This is a genomic window from Janthinobacterium violaceinigrum (assembly GCF_009208555.1).
GTDB lineage: Bacteria > Pseudomonadota > Gammaproteobacteria > Burkholderiales > Burkholderiaceae_D > Janthinobacterium > Janthinobacterium violaceinigrum.
Window position 1 is genome coordinate 1 of the sequence record NZ_WFLI01000053.1, and the last position, 19,590, is coordinate 19,590.

The following is a 19,590-nucleotide window of genomic DNA, read 5'->3' on the forward strand; positions in this document are numbered from 1 at the left end:
GCCGCCCAGTCCGGCCATGCCCATGCCGCGCGCGCCGCAAGCCATCGGCGCGTGCGACACGGGCGGTTGCCGCGATGCGGCCGGCGCGCGCTATAACGGCCCGGGCAACGCCACGCTCGATGCCAACGGCCGCATCTGCCACCGCAACGGCGCCTTTATCCAGTGTTTTTAACCCTGCCGTACGCCAGCGCTGCAAGTTTTCGCTCGGTGGGCGCAAAAGTGGCTACAATTGTCGCCGACATTACGTTTACGTAAACGTAATAGCGCGTAATGATGGCATCGTGCATCAACCATCAGGCGCCGGGAACACGGCCCTTATCACTCAGGAGATTTCATGCAGATTCAGGACAACGTATTCATCATCACGGGCGGCGCATCGGGCCTGGGCGCGGCCACGGCGCGCATGCTGACGGCGGCGGGCGGCAAGGTCGTGCTGGCCGACGTACAGACGGAGGCGGGCCAGGCGCTGGCCGCTGAATTGAACGGCGCGTTCGTGCAGTGCGACGTGACGTCGGAAGAAGACGGCATGGCCGTGGTGGCTGCGGCGACCAAGCTGGGCACCCTGCGCGGCCTGGTCAACTGCGCCGGCGTGGCGCCTGCCGTGAAAACCGTGGGCAAGGATGGCCCGCATCCGCTGGCCCTGTTCCAGAAGGTCGTCAACATCAACCTGGTGGGCACCTTCAATATGTGCCGCCTGGCGGCCGACGCCATGGCCAAGCAGGATGCGACGGCCGAAGGCGAGCGCGGCATCATCATCAACACGGCTTCCGTGGCGGCCTACGATGGCCAGATCGGCCAGGCCGCGTATGCGTCGTCGAAGGCGGCCGTGGTGGGCCTGACCCTGCCGATGGCGCGCGACCTGTCGCGCAACGGCATCCGCGTGATGACGGTGGCGCCCGGCATTTTCGAAACCCCCATGCTGCTGGGCATGCCGGCCGAAGTGCAGGATGCGCTGGGCAAGATGGTGCCGTTCCCTTCGCGCCTGGGCAAACCGGGCGAATACGCGCAGCTGGTCAAGGCCATCGTGGAAAACGTCATGCTCAATGGCGAAACAATTAGATTGGACGGCGCCATCCGCATGCAGCCAAAATAAGCGCGGCGTGATTTGATGTAGGATACCCCCGTATGGGGCGTACAGCCTTGCCTGGCTGTGCGCCCTTTTTTTATCGGAGAATCCATGATCACATTGAAGCCGCTGGCCCTGAGCCTGACCTTGCTGGGGGCCCTGGCCGCCAGTCCCGTATTTGCCGAAGTGCCGCAGAAGGCACCGGAAATCGCCACCGCGTATGCGGAAAAATCGGGCTGGTCGGCGCAGAAATTCATGGTGGCCGCCGCCAATCCGCTGGCTGCCGATGCGGGCTACCAGATGCTGAAAAAGGGCGGCAGCGCCATCGATGCGGCCATTGCCACGCAGCTGGTGCTGACCCTGGTCGAGCCGCAGTCGTCGGGCATCGGCGGCGGCGCCTTCCTGCTGTACTCCACCGCCAAGGGCGTGCAGGCGTTCGACGGGCGCGAAACGGCGCCGGCCGCCGCCGATGAACACCTGTTCCAGAATGCGGACGGCAGCCCCGTCTCGCGCGCCACGGGCGTGGTGGGCGGGCGTTCCGTGGGCGCGCCGGGCGTGCTGCGCATGCTGGAACTGGCGCACAAGGAGCATGGCAAGCTGCCGTGGGCGACCCTGTTCGGCCCCGCCATCAAGCTGGCGCACGGCGGCTTTCCCGTCAGCCAGCGCCTTAACGGCTTGCTGAACTGGGACCAGGCCCTGAAGCGCGACCCCGTCGCCGCCGCGTATTTCTATGACCAGGACGGCAAGGCCTGGCCCGTCGGCCATGTGCTGAAAAACCCGCAGCTGGCGCGCACCCTGCGCGAGATCGCCCGCGGCGGCGCCGACGCGTTTTACAACGGCCGCATCGCGCGCGACATCGCCGCCAAGGTGGCGTCGCATCCGACCAATCCGGGCAAGCTGACGGCGCAGGACATTGCCGGCTACCGGGCCAAGGTGCGCGAACCCGTCTGCAGCGACTACAAGGCCTGGACCGTGTGCGGCATGCCGCCGCCATCGTCGGGCGGCATCGCCATCGCGCAGATGCTGGGCATGCTGGAAGTGAAGGATATCCGCCCGTATCCGCCCGTCGACGGCGTGCTCGATGCGCAAGCGATCCATTTGTTCTCGGAAGCGGGGCGCCTGGCCTACGCGGACCGCAACCGCTACGTGGCCGACACGGACTTCGTGCCGCTGCCCGGCAAGGGCGTCGCCTCGATGCTCGATAAAACCTATCTGGCGCAGCGTGCCTCGCTGATCGGCGACAAATCCATGGGCCGCGCCTTGCCCGGCACGCCGCCCGGCATGCAGGTGGCGTGGGGCATGGACAACGCCTTGCAGCGTCCGTCGACGTCGCACCTGGTGGCCGTGGACGCGTTCGGCGGCGGCCTGTCGATGACCACCAGCGTGGAAGACGCGTTCGGCTCGCGCCAGATGGTCGACGGCTTCTTGCTGAATAACCAGCTGACGGATTTCTCGTTCGATTCGCGCGATGCGGATGGCCCCATCGCCAACCGCGTCGAGGCGGGCAAGCGTCCGCGCAGTGCCATGTCGCCCACCCTCGTGTTTGAAAAGGGCACGCACAAGCTGGTGCTGGCGACGGGGTCGCCGGGCGGCTCGTCCATCATCAATTACGTGGCCAAGGTCCTGGTCGGCACCATGGACTGGGGCTTGAACGTGCAGCAAGCCATCAGCCTGCCGAATTTCGGCAGCCGCAACGGTCCGACGGAGCTGGAAAAGGGCCGCGCGCCGGCCGCCCAGGTCGAGGCATTGCAGGCGATGGGCCACGAAGTGCGCGTGATCGAGCAGAATTCCGGCCTGCAGGGCATCATGCGCCTGAATGCGCACGGCAAGGATTTCTGGTTTGGCGGCGCGGACCCGCGCCGTGAAGGCATGGTGCGTGGCGACTGAAATTTCCACAAAGCATCAAGACCCTGCTAATCTGCCGGCATGGGAATGCAAAATAAAACAGGCTTGATACTGACGGGAGGGGGCGCCCGTGCCGCCTACCAGGTGGGCGTGCTGCAGGCGATTTCGGCGATCCTGTGGGAAGCGGGCTGGGCGCCGGCGCGCAATCCGTTCGACATCATCTGCGGCACCTCGGCCGGCGCCATCAATGCCACGGCGCTGGCCTGCCGTGCCGACAACTTCGGCGAAGGCGTGCAAAAGCTGCTCGACGTGTGGCAGCACATCGAGGTCGAACAGGTCTACCGCGCCGATTCGCTGGGCGTGATCCGTTCGGGCGCGCGCTGGCTGTCGCTGCTGTCGTTCGGCTGGCTGCTGCGCCAATGGCATGCGTCGCCGCCCAGTTCCCTGCTCGACAATACCCCGCTGGTCAGCCTGCTGCACCGCATGCTCGACCTGCCGCGCCTGGACGCGGCCCTGGCCGACGGCCTGCTGCATGCGCTGGCCGTGACGGCGTCGTCGTACTCGGGCAGCCGCCACATGACGTTTTACCAGACGGCCGAGGACATCGCGCCGTGGGTGCGCACGCAGCGCCTGGCCTTGCCCGACCAGATCGGCGTGGAACACTTGCTGGCTTCGGCCGCCATCCCCTTCATCTTTCCCGCCGTGCCCCTGTACGTGGGCGGCCAGCGCGAGTACTGCGGCGACGGGTCGATGCGCCAGCTGGCGCCGATTTCGCCGGCCATCCACCTGGGCGCGAACAAGGTGCTGGTGGTGGGTGCAGGACGCATGACGGAACCGGCGCCCGCCGCGTCCGAAGCGGCGCGCTACCCCAGCCTGGCGCAGATCGCCGGCCATGCGCTGTCGTCGATCTTCCTCGACGGCCTGGCCGTCGACATCGAGCGCCTGAACCGCATCAACCTGACCTTGTCGATGCTGCCGCCCGAATTGCTGGGCAAGACGGCCTTGCGGCCCGTGGAATTGCTGGTCATCGCGCCATCCGAGCGGCTCGACGCCATCGCCAGCCGGCATATCGGCAGTTTGCCCCGTCCCATCCGCACCATGTTGTCGGGCATCGGCGCCGCCGAAGCGCGCGGCGCGGCGCTGGCATCGTATTTATTGTTCGAATCGACGTATACTAACGAGCTGATCCGTCTTGGACAGCGCGATACGCAGGCCCGCAAGGACGATGTACTGGCGTTTTTTGGTTCTTGAGACGGCCCCCGGCACAGTAGCCGGAGTTTTCGCGTTTTTTTGACAGGACGATTGTGCAGGTATTTCGACGTGTTCATGATGTTGCCTTACTGCTAATTTTGCTGCTGGGCGGTGCCGCCGCGGCAGCGCCTGCGCCCACCTTGCGTTTCGACCAGCTCAGCGTCGACCAGGGCCTGGCGCAGGAATCGGTGCTGGCCATCGCCCAGGACCGGCAGGGCTATATGTGGTTCGGCAGTCAGTCCGGCCTGAGCCGCTACGATGGCTACCGCATGGTCGTCTACAAGAATGTCGAGGGCGACAAGACCAGCCTGGCCGACAACTGGGTCGGCGAACTGCACGTCGATAGCCAGGGCCAGCTGTGGGTGGGCACCGACAACGGCCTGGACCGCTTCGACGCGGCCAGCCAGACCTTCATCCACTACGTGCCGGCCGAAAAGAGCAAGCGCGGCAACGGCAACCGGCATATCCATGCCATTGTCGACGATGGCGCGCGCGGGTTCTGGATCGCCACCTCGGACGGTTTGCAGCATTTCGATCCCGCCACGGGCACCTTCCGCACCTGGCACCATGAAGAAGGCAATCCGCACAGCCTGGGCGACAATGAAATCAAGGCGCTGGTGCTGGACGGGCAAAAGCGCCTGTGGATCGGCACGGTCACGGGCCTGGACATGCTGGCCCCGGGCAGCGACCGCTTCGAGCATTTCGCCGTCGATGCGGCGCCCGGCTCGAAGTACAACGTGATCCAGGCGCTGCTGGTCGACCGCCAGCAGAACCTGTGGATAGGCACGATGGCCGGCGCCGAGCGCTGGCGCCTGGGCGGCGCGGGCGAAGCGCCCCAGTCGCGCCTGCGCCTCAGTGAAAAACAGGGCTTTTCCGCCATCCGCGTCGCCAGCCTGTACCAGGATGTCGACGCCACTGTCTGGCTGGGCAGCAATGCCGACGGCCTGTTCCGCTGGCAGCCCGGGAGCGACACCTTCCTGCAGTACCGCCACCAGACGGGCGACAAGTTCAGCGTCGCCGACAACCAGCTGTCGTCGCTGTACCGCGACCGCGCGGGCACGTTCTGGGTCGGTTCCTGGTACAACGGCGTGAGCCGCGTGGACCTGGGCAGCGGCGGCTTTTCGCGCATGGCGCGCGCACCCGGCGATGTGGGCGCCCTGGCGGACAAGAAAGTGCGCGCCGTGGCCGACGCGGGCAATGGCAAGCTGTGGCTGGCCACCAAGGCGGGCCTGAAACTGTACGACACGCGCGACGGCAGCTCGCGCGTGTTCGACCTGCGCAGTTCGCCCGGCATGTCGCGCGACGAGCAGGTCACCACCCTGTACAAGGCGCCGGACGGCACTCTGTGGGTGGGCGGCTCGACGGGCTTGCACCGCTTCGACCCGGCACTGGGGCGCTTCTTCACCATGCGCTTTGCCGCCGGCGACCCGAACAGCGACACCATCCGCAATGTCGTGAGCGACCGCAGCGGCATGCTGTGGGTCTCGACGCGGGGCGGCGTGCACCGCTTCGACCCCGCCAGCCAGCGCTTTACCACCTACCGCCACGATCCGGCCGATCCGAACAGCCTGTCCGACAACATGGTGCGGCCCGTGCTGGAAGACGGCAAGGGGCAGCTGTGGATAGGCTCCTTCCATGGCCTGGACTTGCTGGACCGCGCCAGCGGCCGCTTCCGGCATTTCCGCCACGATCCGCAAAATCCCCATAGCCTCAGCCACGACGAGGTGCACTACCTGCACGAGGACAAGCGCGGCGTGCTGTGGGTGGGCACGGCCAATGGCCTGAACCGCATGGACGTCGATGCGAAGGGCGAGATCCGCTTCCGCCGCTTCGTGCGCAAGGATGGCATGGCCGACGATGCCGTCGCCAGCATCCTCGGCGATGACAACGAGCAGCTGTGGCTGAGCACGAACAGCGGCATCACGCGGCTCGACATGCGCAGCGGCTTGTTCCGCAACTACGACAGCGCCGATGGCACCGTGGAAGGCTCGTACTTCGATGGCGCGGCCCTGCGCGCGTCGGACGGGACCATGTACTTCGGCGGCTTCAACGGCATGACGGCGTTCGTGCCCCAGGATATCCACGACAACCGCGTGCCGCCGCTGGTGGCCGTCACGGAACTGCAGATATTCAACAAGCCCGTGGCCATCGGCCGCGGCGAGTTCGCGCACGTGCTCAAGACGGCGATCGACCATACGCGCAACCTGGTGCTGACCAGCCGCGAAAGCGTCTTTTCGCTGGAATTCGCGGCCCTGCATTTCGCCGCGCCCCAGCGCAATATGTTCGCCTACCGGCTCGAAGGCTTCGACCAGGACTGGGTCATGACGGATGCGGGGCGGCGCTTCGCCACCTACACCAACCTCGATGCCGGCAATTACGTGTTTCGCGTCAAGGCGGCCAACAAGGACGGCGTGTGGAACGAGAGCGGCGCCACCCTGGCCATCACGATCCTGCCGCCGTTCTGGAAAACCTGGTGGTTCCGCACCCTGATGGCGGCGCTGCTGCTGGGCGCCGTGTATGGCGCCTACCGCCAGCGCGTGCGCGCGCTGCGGCGCCAGCAGAACGAACTGGAAGAGCTGGTCAGCGAACGCACGGCCGAGTTGCAGAGCAAGGAAATCGAAGTGCTGGCCCAGTCGGAAAAGCTGGCCCAGGTCAACAGCAGCCTGACGAAAAACGAGGAAAGCCTGCGCCAGGCCAAGCGCAAGGCCGAGGATGCGACGCGCCAGAAGTCGGAATTTTTGGCCAACATGAGCCACGAAATGCGCACGCCGCTGGCCGGCGTGATCGGCATGCTGGGCTTTGCCCTGCGCGACGAGCAGCTGCACGACGCGACGCGCGAGCAGATCCTGCGCGGCCAGGCCAATGCCCAGTCGCTGCTGGTGATCATCAATGACTTGCTCGATTTTTCCAAGATCGAGGCGGGCAAACTGAGTATTGAAAACATCGACTTCGCGCTCGGTGCGGCGATCGAGACGGTCGTCAGCCTGTTCGAGGAACAGGCAGCCGCGCGCAGCATCGGTTTCTCCATCGATTTCGCGCCCGACCTGCCGCCGTTTGTTGTGGGCGATCCCACCCGTTTGCGCCAGGTGCTGGTCAACCTGGTGGGCAATGCCTTCAAGTTCACCCAGCGCGGCGGCGTCAGCGTGAGCGTCGAGCGGGCCGGCATGGCCAGCGGCAGCGGCGGGCGCAAGGTCAGCCTGATCCGCTTTACGGTCAGCGACAGCGGCATCGGCATTGATGCCGATGCGATGGCGCGCCTGTTCCAGAAGTTCGAGCAGGCCGACGCCAGCACCACGCGGCGCTACGGCGGCACGGGGCTGGGCCTGGCCATCTGCCGCCAGCTGGTCGAACTGATGGATGGCGAGATCGAAGTGGCCAGCACGCCGGGGCAGGGCAGCACCTTTGCCTTCACCTTGCCGCTGGCCGATGGCGTGGCGCCGCCGCTGGTGCCGCAGGTGGCGCTGGCGCCGCACAGCCACCAGCTGCGCGTGCTGTGCGCGGAAGACTTCCCCACCAACCAGATCATCATCCGCGTCATGCTCGAGGAACTGGGGCACCGGGTCGACGTGGTGGCCAACGGCGCGCTGGCGGTGGCCGCCTGCGTGCATACGCGCTATGACCTGATCCTGATGGACGGGCGCATGCCGGAGATGGATGGGGCGACGGCGACGCGATTGATCCGCGTGGGCGGCTGGCCGGACCAGCCCGTGCGCGACCAGGAACTGATGATCGTGGCCCTGACGGCGAATGCCAGCGAAGAGGACCGCAGCCGCTACCTGGGTGTCGGCATGGATGATTTCCTCAGCAAGCCAGTGGACGAGGCGGCGCTGCATGGCTTGCTGGCGCGCGCCATCGAGCGCCAGTTGCAGCGCGGTTTCATGCTGCCGCGCATGCCGACCAACGTGCCGCGCGGCGCAGCGCGGGGGCAGGCCGAACTCGATGCCCTGTTCGGCATCGCGCCGGCCATCCCCGCCCCGGCGCCTTCCCCGTCCGGCCGCAGCGGCGAACTGCAGCGGCGCATCCGCGTCGCCTTCGTCGCCGACCTGGAGGGGCGCCTGCGTGAACTCGACGCAGCGCTGGCGGCGCAGGACAAGGACGGCGCCGGGCGCCTGCTGCACGGCTTGAAGGGCAGCGCCGCGTATCTCGATGAAACGCAGCTGCACATGCTGTGCACGGAACTGGAGGAGGCGGCGGACGGCGGGCGCTGGACCCAGGTGGCCTTGCATTTGCCCCAATTGCGCGCACTGTTGACGCAAATAGCCGTTTCGGACAAGGAAATGTAAAATAGGCAATGCCGGCCATGGAGCGCGCGGCGAAACTGGGTAGAATACGGCCAGGCGCCCTGATGCTGCCGGCAATGGAGAAAGCAATGAAAGTACTGGTGGTTGACGATGATGTCGTGTCGCGCATGGTATTGATGCATTTGATCGACAGCTGCGGCGTGCACGATATTGTGGAAGCCGAAGATGGCGCGGCGGCGTGGGAGCAGCTCGAAGGCGGCTTGCGCCCATCGCTGTGTTTTTGCGACCTGCGCATGCCGCGCCTGTCCGGCATGGAGCTGCTGCAGAAAATCCGTTCCGACAGCGCGCTCGACGCCATGCCGCTGGTGCTGGTGTCGTCGGCCAACGACCAGGACACGGTGCGCGACGCCGTGCAGGCCGGCGCTGCCGGCTATATCGTCAAGCCATTCCAGCCGGAGCAGGTGCGCCAGCATATCGACGCCTGCTTCGACGTGTCGGCCTTGCCGGCCGAGGCGCCGCGCGACACGCTGCAGCGGCTGGGCATCGACGGCGAACGTTTGCTGGCCTACCTGACGGGCTTCCAGGGGCAGGTCGGCGCCGCCGGCGAACAGGTCGACGCCTTGCTGGCGCGCGGCGAACCGGCGCAGGCGCGCCAGCAGCTCGAACGGCTGCACCTCGGTTGCCGCACCCTGGGCCTGCATGGCGCGGAGGCCGCGATGATGGACCTGCTGCAGGCGTCGGTGCTCGATGGCGAGCAGATACAGGGTGCCCTGGCCGCGCTGGCGCGCAGCGTGGCGCAACAGGCCCACCTGCTGCGTCAACAGGACGGGATGGACTGAATCTGCCGTTTTCCCCTTGCTGGAAAAATACTTTAGGTTTAAAGTATCTGCTTCCGGGCCCTGTGCACGCGCCCGTCACCAGCCAGGATGAGCATGAGCAGCGACCCTTCGCCTACCACCGCATCTCCCCAGGACGACTTTGCGCGCGCGCACCTGCCGCCGCGCGAACTGTGGCCGCAGCTGTGCCTTGACTTGCCCGAGCTGCAGTATCCGCCCCGTCTCAATTGCGCCGCCGCGCTGCTCGATGCGGCCGTGGCAGAAGGTGGCGGCGGACGCACCGCCATCCTTGCCGACGGCCAGCGCTGGACCTACGCGCAACTGGCGCAGCAGGTCGACCGCATCGCCCACGTGCTGCAGGCCGACCTGCGCCTGATCCCCGGCAACCGCGTGCTGCTGCGCGGCGCGAATACCCCCATGATGGCCGCCTGCCTGCTGGCCGTGCTGAAGGCCGGCTGCATCGCCGTGCCCACCATGCCGCTGCTGCGCGCGCGCGAGCTGTCCACCATCGCGGCCAAGGCGGAAGTGAACGCCGTGCTGTGCGCGCAGGGCTTGCGCGCGGAACTCGACGGCATGTCCGGCTTGCCGCGCATGCTGTGCTTTGGCGCCGAAGGCGCCGAGCTGGAACAGCGCATGGCGGCGCACGCCAGCCCGTTTGCCGCGCACGACACGGCGGCCGACGACGTGTGCCTGATCAGCTTTACCTCGGGCACGACGGGCGTGCCGAAGGGGACCATGCACATGCACCGCGACCTGCTGGCCATCTGCGACTGCTTTCCCCGCTCCATGCTGCAGGTGCGCGCCGACGATATCTTCATCGGCACGCCGCCGCTGGCGTTCACCTTCGGCCTGGGCGGTCTGCTGCTGTTCCCCCTGCGCTTCGGCGCGGCCACCGTGCTGCTGGAAAAACTCACGCCCGATACCCTGCTGCGCGCCATCGCCGCATACCAGGCCACCATCTGCTTCACGGCGCCGACCTTCTACCGCCAGATGGCGCCCTTGGCGGCCAGTCATGACGTGCGCAGCCTGCGCCTGACCGTGTCGGCGGGCGAGGCGCTGCCGCTGGCCACGCGCGACGCCTGGCAGGAGGCGACGGGCCTGGCCATGACGGACGGCATCGGCGCCACCGAGATGCTGCACATCTTCATTTCCGCCACGGGCGAGGGCATACGCCGCGGCGCCATCGGCAAGGCCATTCCCGGCTACCAGGCGTGCATCGTCGACGACGCGGGCGTGGTGCAGCCGCCCGGCGTGACGGGCCGCCTGGCCGTGAAAGGGCCCACCGGCTGTCGCTACCTGTCCGACCCGCGCCAGCACGAATATGTGCAGAACGGCTGGAACCTGACGGGCGACACCTTCGAGATGGATGGCGACGGCTATTTCTATTACCGCTCGCGCAGCGACGACATGATCGTCTCGGCCGGCTACAACATCGCCGGCCCGGAAGTGGAGGAGGCGCTGCTGCGCCATCCGGCCGTGGCCGAATGCGGCGTGGTCGGGCGCGCCGATGCCGGGCGTGGCCAGATCGTCGAGGCGCACGTGGTGCTGAAGGACGGCTTCCAGGCCGGCGACGTGCTGGCGGCCGAACTGCAGGACTTCGTGCGCCAGCATATCGCCCCGTATAAATATCCGCGCGCCATCCGTTTCCTGCCGGCCTTGCCCCGCACGGAAACGGGCAAGCTGCAGCGCTTCAAACTTCGCACGGACACCCCATGAATATTGTCTGCATCGGCGGCGGTCCCGCCGGCCTGTATTTCAGCCTGCTCATGAAAAAGCAGAACCCCGGTCACCGCATCACGGTCATCGAACGCAACCGCCCGTATGACACGTTTGGCTGGGGCGTGGTGTTTTCCGACCAGACCCTGGGTAACCTGGCCAATGCGGACGAGCCGACGGCGCGCGCCATCCTGCAGGCGTTCAACCACTGGGACGATATCGAGATCCACTTCAAGGGCGAGACCGTGCGTTCGGGCGGCCACGGCTTTTGCGGCATCGGCCGCAAGCGCCTGCTCAATATCCTGCAGGCGCGCTGCGAGGAACTGGGCGTGCAGCTGGTGTTCGAGACGGAAGTGCAGGACGACCAGGCCATCGCGCGCCAGTACGGCGCCGACCTGGTGATCGCCAGCGACGGCTTGAACAGCCGCATCCGCACGCGCTATGCGGCCAGCTACCAGCCCGAGATCGAGCAGCGCCATTGCCGCTTCGTCTGGCTGGGCACGCGCAAGAAATTCGAAGCGTTCACGTTTGCCTTCCGCCAGACGCCACACGGCTGGTTCCAGGCGCACATCTACCAGTATGACGGCGACACGTCGACCTTCATCGTCGAGACGCCCGAACACGTGTGGCGCGCGGCGGGGCTCGACAGCATGAGCCAGGTAGAGGGCATCGCCTTTTGCGAAGCGCTGTTTGCGGGGGAACTCGATGGTCACTCTTTGCTGAGCAATTCGCCGCACTTGCGCGGCTCGGCCCAGTGGATCACCTTCCCCCGCATCGTCTGCCGGCAATGGGTGCATGTACAGGACGGCGTGCCCGTCGTGCTGATGGGCGACGCGGCCCACACGGCCCATTACTCCATCGGCTCCGGCACCAAGCTGGCGCTGGAAGACGCGATCGAGCTGGCGCGCTGCTTCGGCCAGCACGCCGATAGCGCTGCCGGCACGGATGCGGCGCTGGCCGCCTACCAGCAGCTGCGCGCCGTCGAAGTGCTCAAGATCCAGAGCGCGGCGCGCAATTCCATGGAATGGTTTGAAAACGTCGAGCGCTACAGCGCCATGGAGGCGCCGCAGTTCGCCTATTCCATGCTCACGCGCAGCCAGCGCATCTCGCATGAAAACCTGCGCCTGCGCGATCCCGCGTACGTGGCCGGTTATGAGCGGTGGCTGGCGCGGCGCGCGGGCGAACAGGCCGGCGTGGCGATGCCGGACGAGGCCCTGCCGCCCATGCTCACGCCCTTCCGGCTGCGCGGCGTGCTGCTGAAAAACCGCATCGCCGTCTCGCCGATGGCGCAGTACAGCGCCGTCGATGGCGTGGCGGGCGACTATCACCTGATGCACCTGGGGGCGCGCGCCATGGGTGGTGCGGGCCTCGTGTTTGCCGAGATGACGTGCGTCTCGGCCGACGCGCGCATCACGCCCGCCTGTCCCGGCATGTACAGCGAAGCGCACACGCAGGCGTGGCGGCGCATCGTCGATTTCGTGCATGCCGGCAGCGATGCGAAGATCGCCCTGCAGCTGGGCCACGCGGGGCCGAAAGGCTCGACGCGCCCCATGTGGGACGGCATCGACCTGCCCCTGAAGGAGGGCAACTGGCCGCTGCTGGCCGCGTCCAGCCAGCAGTACCTGGCCGGCGTGTCGCAGGTGGCGCGCGCGGCCACGGAAAGCGACCTGGCGCGCATCGAGCAGGACTTCGTGCGCGCCACCCTGGCGGCGGCCGTCGCCGGTTTCGACTGGCTGGAACTGCACTGCGCGCATGGTTATCTGCTGTCGAGTTTTATCTCGCCGCTGACCAACCGCCGCACGGACGACTATGGCGGCAGCCTGGAAAACCGCTGCCGCTATCCCCTGCGCGTGTTCCGCGCCATGCGCGCCGCCTGGCCGCAGGATAAACCCATGAGCGTGCGCATCTCGGCCCACGACTGGGTCGAAGGCGGCATCACGCCCGACGACGCGGTCGTCATCGCGCGGCTGTTCAAGCAGGCCGGCGCCGACCTGATCGACTGTTCCTCGGGCCAGGTCAGCAAGCTCGAACAGCCCGTGTACGGACGCATGTTCCAGGCGCCGTTCGCCGACCGCGTGCGCAACGAGGCGGGCATCGCCAGCATGGCCGTCGGGTCCATCTTCGAAGCGGACCACGCCAACAGCATCATCGCCGCCGGCCGCGCCGACCTGTGCGCCGTGGGCCGCCCGCACCTGGCCAACCCGGCCTGGACCCTGACGGAGACGGCGCGCATCGGCTACAGTGGCGCCGCTTCAAGCTGGCCAAAACAGTACCGGCCGGGCCAGCAGCAGCTGGAACGCAATCTGCAGCGCGAGCGCCAGCTGGCTGCCGCCAACACGGGACTGACCCCGCAACAGGTAGCCGCGCGGCTGCTGGAAGGATGACATGAAAACGCAGGTATTGACTGACAGGCATGCGCTGGTGACGGGCGCCGGCAGCGGCATCGGTCTCGCTTGCGCGGGCGCCTTGCTGGACGCGGGCGCCCGGGTCACCCTGGCCGGGCGCGACGGCGCGCGGCTGGCGCGCGCGCGCATGCAGCTGGAAGAGGAGGGTCACGCGGGCCGGGTGGCCATCTGCGTGCTCGACGTGGCCGTGGAAGCGTCCGTGCAGGCTGGTTTCGCACAGGCGGCCGCGCACTTCGGCCGCATCGACATATTGATCAATAACGCGGGCCAGGCGCATGCGGCGCCGTTCGGCAAGACGGATGCGGCCATCTGGCAGCAGATGCTGACCGTGAACCTGACGGGCGTGTTCCACTGCTGCCAGGCCGCCATGCCGGCCATGCTGGAATCGGGCTGGGGGCGCATCGTCAACGTGGCGTCGACGGCGGGCCTGAAAGGCTATCGCTACGTCAGCGCCTATGTCGCCGCCAAGCACGGCGTGATCGGCCTGACGCGCGCGCTGGCGCTGGAAGTGGCGCCGCGCGGCATCACCGTCAACGCCGTCTGCCCCGGCTACACGGAAACGGAGATGGTGGCGCAGGCCGTGCAGAACATCGTGCGCAAGACGGGGCGGGGCGAAGACGCGGCCCGCGCGGAACTGGCCGCGGCCAATCCGCAGCAGCGGCTGGTGCAGCCGCGGGAAGTGGCCGATGCGGTGGCCTGGCTATGCCTGCCCGCATCGGCCGCCATGAATGGACAATCGATCGCCGTCGCCGGCGGCGAAGTAATGTAACTGAATGAAGATCATGGATAAAGACAGCGCTGACGCGCAAGAACAACCGGTGCTGGACCTGTCCAGCCGCCTGACGCAGGATCACCACCAGTCGCTCAAGCTGTGGCTGCGCATGCTCTCGTGCACGGTAAAAATCGAAAACGAGGTGCGCACGCGTTTGCGCGCCACCTTCGGCATCACCTTGCCCCGCTTCGACCTGATGGCGCAGCTCGAGCGCTTTCCCGATGGCTTGCGCATGGGCGAACTGTCCAAGCGCATGATGGTCACGGGCGGCAATATCACGGGCATCACCGACCAGCTGGAGCAGGAAAAACTGGTGGTGCGCGTGGTCGACCCGAAGGACCGCCGCTCGTACAGCGTCAAGCTGACCCCGGCGGGCCGGCGCGCGTTCGACGAGATGGCCAGGGTGCACGAAGGCTGGATCGCCGAACTGCTGCAGGGCGTCACGCCGGACGACAAAACCCAGTTGATCGACCTGCTGTCGCACATGAAACAGCAGCTCAATGACACCCCCTTGAAGGATTGACCATGCGCCATCTCCCCGGCCAGCCGCAAGACCTGCCAGGCAACCGCGCCAGCCTGGCGGGCTACGCCGCGCGGCATTTTCTGTTTTCTGTCGATGCGGGCGTCGCCACACTGACCCTGCACCGGCCCGAGCGCAAGAATCCGCTCACCTTCGATTCGTATGCGGAATTGCGCGAACTGTTCCGCGCGCTGGCGCATGCGGACGATGTCAAGGCCGTGGTGATCACGGGCAGCGGCGGCAATTTCTGCTCGGGCGGCGACGTGCACGACATCATCGGGCCTCTGACGAAGCTCGACATGCCCGGCTTGCTGGCGTTTACCCGCATGACGGGCGACGTGGTGAAAGCCATGCGCACCTGCCCGCAACCCATCGTCGCCGCCATCGACGGCATTTGCGCGGGCGCCGGCGCCATGCTGGCGCTGGCTTCCGATATCCGCATCGGCACGGCGCGCAGCAAGACGGCTTTCCTGTTTACCCGCGTGGGCCTGGCCGGCTGCGACATGGGCGCCTGCGCCCTGCTGCCGCGCGTGATCGGCCAGGGTCGCGCCGCCGAACTGCTGTACACGGGCCGCTCGCTGCCGGGACTGGAGGCCGAGCGCTGGGGCTGGTTCAACAGCCTGGCCGAGCCGGAAGAACTGGCGCAGGCGGCGCAGCTGTTTGCCGCCGGCCTGGCCGGCGGTCCCACCTTCGCGCACGGCATGACGAAGAAAATGCTGCAGCAGGAGTGGAACATGGGCATCGACGAAGCCATCGAGGCGGAAGCGCAGGCGCAGGCCATCTGCATGGCCACCAACGATTTCCACCGCGCCTATCACGCCTTCGTGGCGAAAGAGCAACCCCGCTTCGAGGGCGATTAAGAAGATGAACACGACACGCGACACCACTTACCTGGACTGGCCGTTCTTCGAAGCGCGCCATGCCGAACTCGAACGGGCGCTCGACGCCTGGGCCGCGCAGCACCTGCAGGAAGCCCATGGCGCCGACGTCGATGACGCCTGCCGCACGCTGGTGGCGCAGCTGGGGCAGGGCGGCTGGCTCGCGCATGCCACGGGCATCGATGGCCAGATCGACACGCGCGCCATTTGCCTGATGCGCGAAACCCTGGCGCGCCACAATGGCCTGGCCGATTTTGCGTTTGCCATGCAGGGCCTGGGATCGGGCGCCATCGGCCTGTTCGGCAGTGTGCAGAACAAGGCGCGCTACCTGCCCGACGTGGCCAGCGGCAAGCGCATCGCCGCGTTTGCCCTGTCCGAGCCGCAGGCCGGGTCGGACGTGGCGGCCATGGCGTGCGCGGCCCGGCGCGACGGTGACGAGTATGTGCTCGATGGCGAAAAGACGTGGATCTCGAACGGCGGCATCGCCGACTTCTACGTGGTGTTTGCCCGCACGGGCGAGGCGCCCGGCGCGCGCGGCATCAGCGCCTTCATCGTCGACGCCGACAATCCCGGACTGGAAATCGCCGAGCGCATCGCCGTCATCGCGCCGCATCCGCTGGCGCGCCTGCGCTTCAAGCACTGCCGCGTGCCCGTGTCGCAGCGCCTGGGCGAGGCGGGGCAGGGCTTCAAGGTGGCGATGGCGACGCTGGACGTGTTCCGTACGTCGGTGGCCGCCGCCGCGCTGGGCTTTGCGCGGCGCGCCTTCGACGAGGCGCTGCGCCACGCGACAAAGCGCCAGATGTTCGGCCAGACCCTGGCGGACTTCCAGCTGACGCAGGCAAAATTGGCGCAGATGGCCACCGGCATCGATGCGTGCGCCTTGCTGACCTACCGCGCCGCCTGGCAGCGCGACCAGGGCCGCAAGGTGACGAAGGAGGCGGCCATGGCCAAGCTGACGGCCACGGAAACGGCGCAGCAGGTGATCGACGCGGCCGTGCAGATGTTCGGCGGCATGGGCGTGGTCAGCGACCACCCCGTCGAGCGCCTGTACCGCGAAATCCGCGCCCTGCGCATCTATGAAGGCGCCAGCGAGGTACAGCAACTGATCATCGCGCGCGAATTGCTGCGCGAGGCGGCGGACGCATGAACAACGAGGAGAAGACGATGCAGGTGCTGCAACCACCGGGATGGGCGAGGCCGCGCGGCTATGCGAACGGCGTGGCCGCCAGCGGGCGGACGGTCTATGTCAGCGGCATGATAGGCTGGGATGCGCAGGGCCAGTTCCATACGGACGATTTCGCGGGGCAGGTGCGCCAGGCGCTGCAGAACATCGTCGCCGTGCTGGCCGAGGCGGGCGCCTTGCCCGAGCATATCGTGCGCATGAACTGGTATGTGCTCGACAAGAAGGAATATGTGGCGGCGTACCCGCAAATCGGCGTGGCGTACCGTGAACTGATCGGCAAGCATTTCCCCGCCATGACGGCCGTGCAGGTAGCGGGCCTGATCGAGGACCGCGCCAGGGTGGAAATCGAGGTGACGGCCGTGCTGCCGCCGTGAAGTAATTGTGTTAACAGCATTTCAATTGAAATAAATTAATGCAATTAATGCATTACCTTGTGCTATATTGATATGCCGAAATTTTGCGGCATACACACAGGGGGAGCGATGCAAGAACAAATCATGCTGAGAATCAAGGCGGCGCGGCCCGCCACCTTGCTGGCTGGCGCCTTGCTGTGCGCCGCTATCGCCCCTGCCGCCATGGCGCAGTCCCTGCTCAACGGCGCGCAGGAAGCGCAGCTGTCCGCCTGGCTGGGCGAAGGGCCGCTGGCGCTGACGGCCATCTACACGAAGGCGGCGGGCGACACGTCGCGCGACTTTCACCTGGCAGCCGACGGCAAGGGGCGCACGTTTTCGGTGATGCAGGCGAGCAACGCTGCGGGCCAGACCTGGCTGGTGGGCGGCTACAATCCGCAAAGCTGGAATTCCTCGGGCAACTACAACATGACGCCGGAAGACCGCGACCGCACGGCCTTCATCTTCAACCTGACATCGGGCCAGCATTTCCGGCAAACGCCGAAAACCTATGCGCTCGATACTGTCGGCTCGTACCAGACCTTCAACGATATCAACGCGGGCCCCACGTTCGGCATCGGCGCCGACCTGGGCATGTCGGCTGACCTGAGCAGCAATGGGGTGTCCTCGCGCTACTCGTATATCGATCCCGTCAATGGCATCTTTGGCGCAAGCTTGCTCGATGGCACGCCGTATGGCTCGTATCCCAATGTCACGTTTGGCGCCATGCAAGTATTTAGCGTCAGCGCCGTGCCGGAACCGGCAAGCTACGCGATGCTGGCATTCGGCCTGATCATGCTGGGCAGCTTGCAGGCGCGCCGGCGCCGGCGTCACGGCGGCAAGGCCTGAGTCCGCTCCGTTGCTATTGACGACGAGACAATATCGGTAGACGATGCGGATGACGATGGAAGATTTCTACTATGCATGTTTCTTTAGGTTAATAATATTTTCACAATAATATTATTGTGCAATTGAAGTTCTTCCATGAGTCACCTTCGTCTTTCGGGATCGCGCTGTGCTATTTAATTCATTTCCTTTTTTTCTGGTGTTTTTGCCGCTGGCCCTGCTGGGCTATTTTTTGCTGTCAAAATATTCCTTACGCCTTTCCATCATTTTCCTGCTGTTTGCCTCGGTCGCGTTCTACAGCTACTGGGATGTGTCCTACCTGCCCTTGCTGGCGCTGTCCGTGTGCTGCAACTTCGCCGTCGGCCGGGCCATATCGCAGCGCAAGGAGCAGGGCAGGGCGCGCAGCGCCAAGGCCTGGCTGATCGCCGGCCTGGCATTCAATCTGTCGCTGCTGGTCTTCTTCAAGTATTTTGATTTCCTGCTCAGCAATATCGCCGCCGTGACGGGCGCCCCGATCGCGGCCATCGGGATCACATTGCCCATCGGCATATCTTTTTTTACGTTTACCCAGATTGCCTATCTGGTCGACTGCCATGCAGGCAAGGTCAAGGATTACCAGCCAGAAAGCTACGGCTTGTTTGTCACGTATTTTCCCCACCTGATCGCGGGCCCCATCCTGCATCACAAGGAAATGATGCCGCAGTTCGTGGCGGCGGAATCGCACCGCTTCAGCCGGGGGCGGCTGGTCGTGGGCCTGGCCTTCTTCACCATCGGCCTGTTCAAGAAAGTGATCCTGGCCGATGGCGTGGCGCGCTATGTGAGTCCGGTCTTCGACCTGCACCATCAGCACCTAAGCATGCTGGAAGCGTGGGCGGGCACGCTGGCCTACACCTTCCAGCTGTACTTTGATTTTTCCGCCTATTGCGACATGGCTTACGGACTGTCCTATATGTTCGGCATTATTTTGCCGATCAATTTCAATTCGCCGTACAAGGCCGCTTCCATCATCGATTTCTGGCGCCGCTGGCACATCACCTTGTCCAACTTCCTGCGCGACTACCTGTACATCCCGCTGGGCGGCAACCGCCAGGGGGCGTTCCAGCGCTACCGCAACCTGTTGCTGACCATGTTGTTGGGCGGACTCTGGCATGGCGCCAACTGGACCTTCATCGTATGGGGCATGCTGCACGGCATCTACCTGATCGTGAATCACGCCCTGCGGCATCTTCTGGGGGGATACAGCAACCTGGGAATCCGCGTGGCCGGCAGCGTTGTCACCTTTCTTGCCGTGGTGCTGGCCTGGGTCTTCTTCCGCGCCAGTTCGGTGACGGTGGCGTTCGACGTGCTGCGCGCCATGACGGGCAGCACGCTGACGCTGCCCATGCAGGCGGGAGTGCTGGGCATGAACCGCATCATGGAACTGGGAAGCTGCCTGTGGTGGCTGGGCGCTTGTGCGGCGATCGCCTTTTGCCTGCCGAACGCCTACCAGATGCTGGGGCGCGGCTTGCTGCGCGAGCGGGAGGCGGGCCTGAACGGCAGCCGCGGCACCTTCCTGCTGGGCGCCATGTTGACGTTGTGCATGTTGTTGCTGGCCATTAGCGAGACACGCGGCGTTTCCGAATTCTTGTACTTTAATTTCTAA

14 protein-coding genes are annotated in these 19,590 nt (G+C 66.0%); all 14 read left to right on the top strand.

Features of this window, described 5'->3' with window-relative positions:
• Positions 1 to 334 precede the first annotated feature (334 nt).
• The 14 genes from GCN75_RS26645 (at position 335) to GCN75_RS26710 (ending at position 19,590) form a co-directional block, all read left to right on the top strand.
• On the top strand, positions 335 to 1,093 hold the full coding sequence (locus GCN75_RS26645) for a 3-hydroxyacyl-CoA dehydrogenase (RefSeq protein WP_152259135.1): 759 nt from the start codon (positions 335 to 337) through the stop codon (positions 1,091 to 1,093).
• Positions 1,094 to 1,177: 84 nt separating this feature from the next.
• Positions 1,178 to 2,953: a gamma-glutamyltransferase gene (gene ggt / locus GCN75_RS26650; protein ID WP_152285043.1), complete on the top strand. Its 1,776-nt coding sequence runs from the start codon at positions 1,178 to 1,180 to the stop codon at positions 2,951 to 2,953.
• A gap of 39 nt (positions 2,954 to 2,992) precedes the next feature.
• Complete coding sequence (locus GCN75_RS26655; RefSeq protein WP_034751717.1) at positions 2,993 to 4,162, top strand: patatin-like phospholipase family protein; 1,170 nt, start codon at positions 2,993 to 2,995, stop codon at positions 4,160 to 4,162.
• A 98-nt stretch (positions 4,163 to 4,260) separates the two neighbouring features.
• Entirely contained in the window at positions 4,261 to 8,445 is a 4,185-nt protein-coding gene (locus tag GCN75_RS26660) for a hybrid sensor histidine kinase/response regulator (RefSeq protein ID WP_226941588.1), read from the top strand.
• Between the two features lie 86 nt (positions 8,446 to 8,531).
• Entirely contained in the window at positions 8,532 to 9,242 is a 711-nt protein-coding gene (locus GCN75_RS26665) for a response regulator (protein ID WP_152285044.1), read from the top strand.
• 93 nt (positions 9,243 to 9,335) lie between these two features.
• Positions 9,336 to 10,955, top strand: coding sequence for an AMP-binding protein (locus GCN75_RS26670; RefSeq protein WP_152285045.1), 1,620 nt, complete (start codon positions 9,336 to 9,338; stop codon positions 10,953 to 10,955).
• On the top strand, positions 10,952 to 13,339 hold the full coding sequence (locus GCN75_RS26675; protein WP_152285046.1) for a bifunctional salicylyl-CoA 5-hydroxylase/oxidoreductase: 2,388 nt from the start codon (positions 10,952 to 10,954) through the stop codon (positions 13,337 to 13,339). Before GCN75_RS26670 ends, GCN75_RS26675 begins: the two co-directional genes overlap by 4 nt.
• A gap of 1 nt (position 13,340) precedes the next feature.
• Positions 13,341 to 14,129, top strand: coding sequence for an SDR family NAD(P)-dependent oxidoreductase (locus GCN75_RS26680; RefSeq protein ID WP_152285047.1), 789 nt, complete (start codon positions 13,341 to 13,343; stop codon positions 14,127 to 14,129).
• Positions 14,130 to 14,142: 13 nt separating this feature from the next.
• Positions 14,143 to 14,655 carry a MarR family winged helix-turn-helix transcriptional regulator gene (locus GCN75_RS26685; protein WP_152285048.1) on the top strand — a complete coding sequence of 171 codons (513 nt, stop codon included), beginning with the start codon at positions 14,143 to 14,145 and terminating at the stop codon, positions 14,653 to 14,655.
• A 2-nt stretch (positions 14,656 to 14,657) separates the two neighbouring features.
• Positions 14,658 to 15,512, top strand: coding sequence for an enoyl-CoA hydratase family protein (locus GCN75_RS26690; RefSeq protein WP_152285049.1), 855 nt, complete (start codon positions 14,658 to 14,660; stop codon positions 15,510 to 15,512).
• 4 nt (positions 15,513 to 15,516) lie between these two features.
• Positions 15,517 to 16,677, top strand: coding sequence for an acyl-CoA dehydrogenase family protein (locus tag GCN75_RS26695; protein ID WP_152285050.1), 1,161 nt, complete (start codon positions 15,517 to 15,519; stop codon positions 16,675 to 16,677).
• 17 nt (positions 16,678 to 16,694) lie between these two features.
• Positions 16,695 to 17,087, top strand: a complete 393-nt coding sequence (locus GCN75_RS26700) for a RidA family protein (RefSeq protein ID WP_035828787.1) — start codon at positions 16,695 to 16,697, stop codon at positions 17,085 to 17,087.
• Positions 17,088 to 17,210: 123 nt separating this feature from the next.
• A complete protein-coding gene (locus GCN75_RS26705) occupies positions 17,211 to 17,951 on the top strand; it encodes a PEP_CTERM-anchored TLD domain-containing protein (protein WP_226941589.1) in 741 nt (246 codons plus the stop codon).
• A 166-nt stretch (positions 17,952 to 18,117) separates the two neighbouring features.
• Positions 18,118 to 19,590, top strand: coding sequence for an MBOAT family O-acyltransferase (locus GCN75_RS26710; protein WP_152285052.1), 1,473 nt, complete (start codon positions 18,118 to 18,120; stop codon positions 19,588 to 19,590).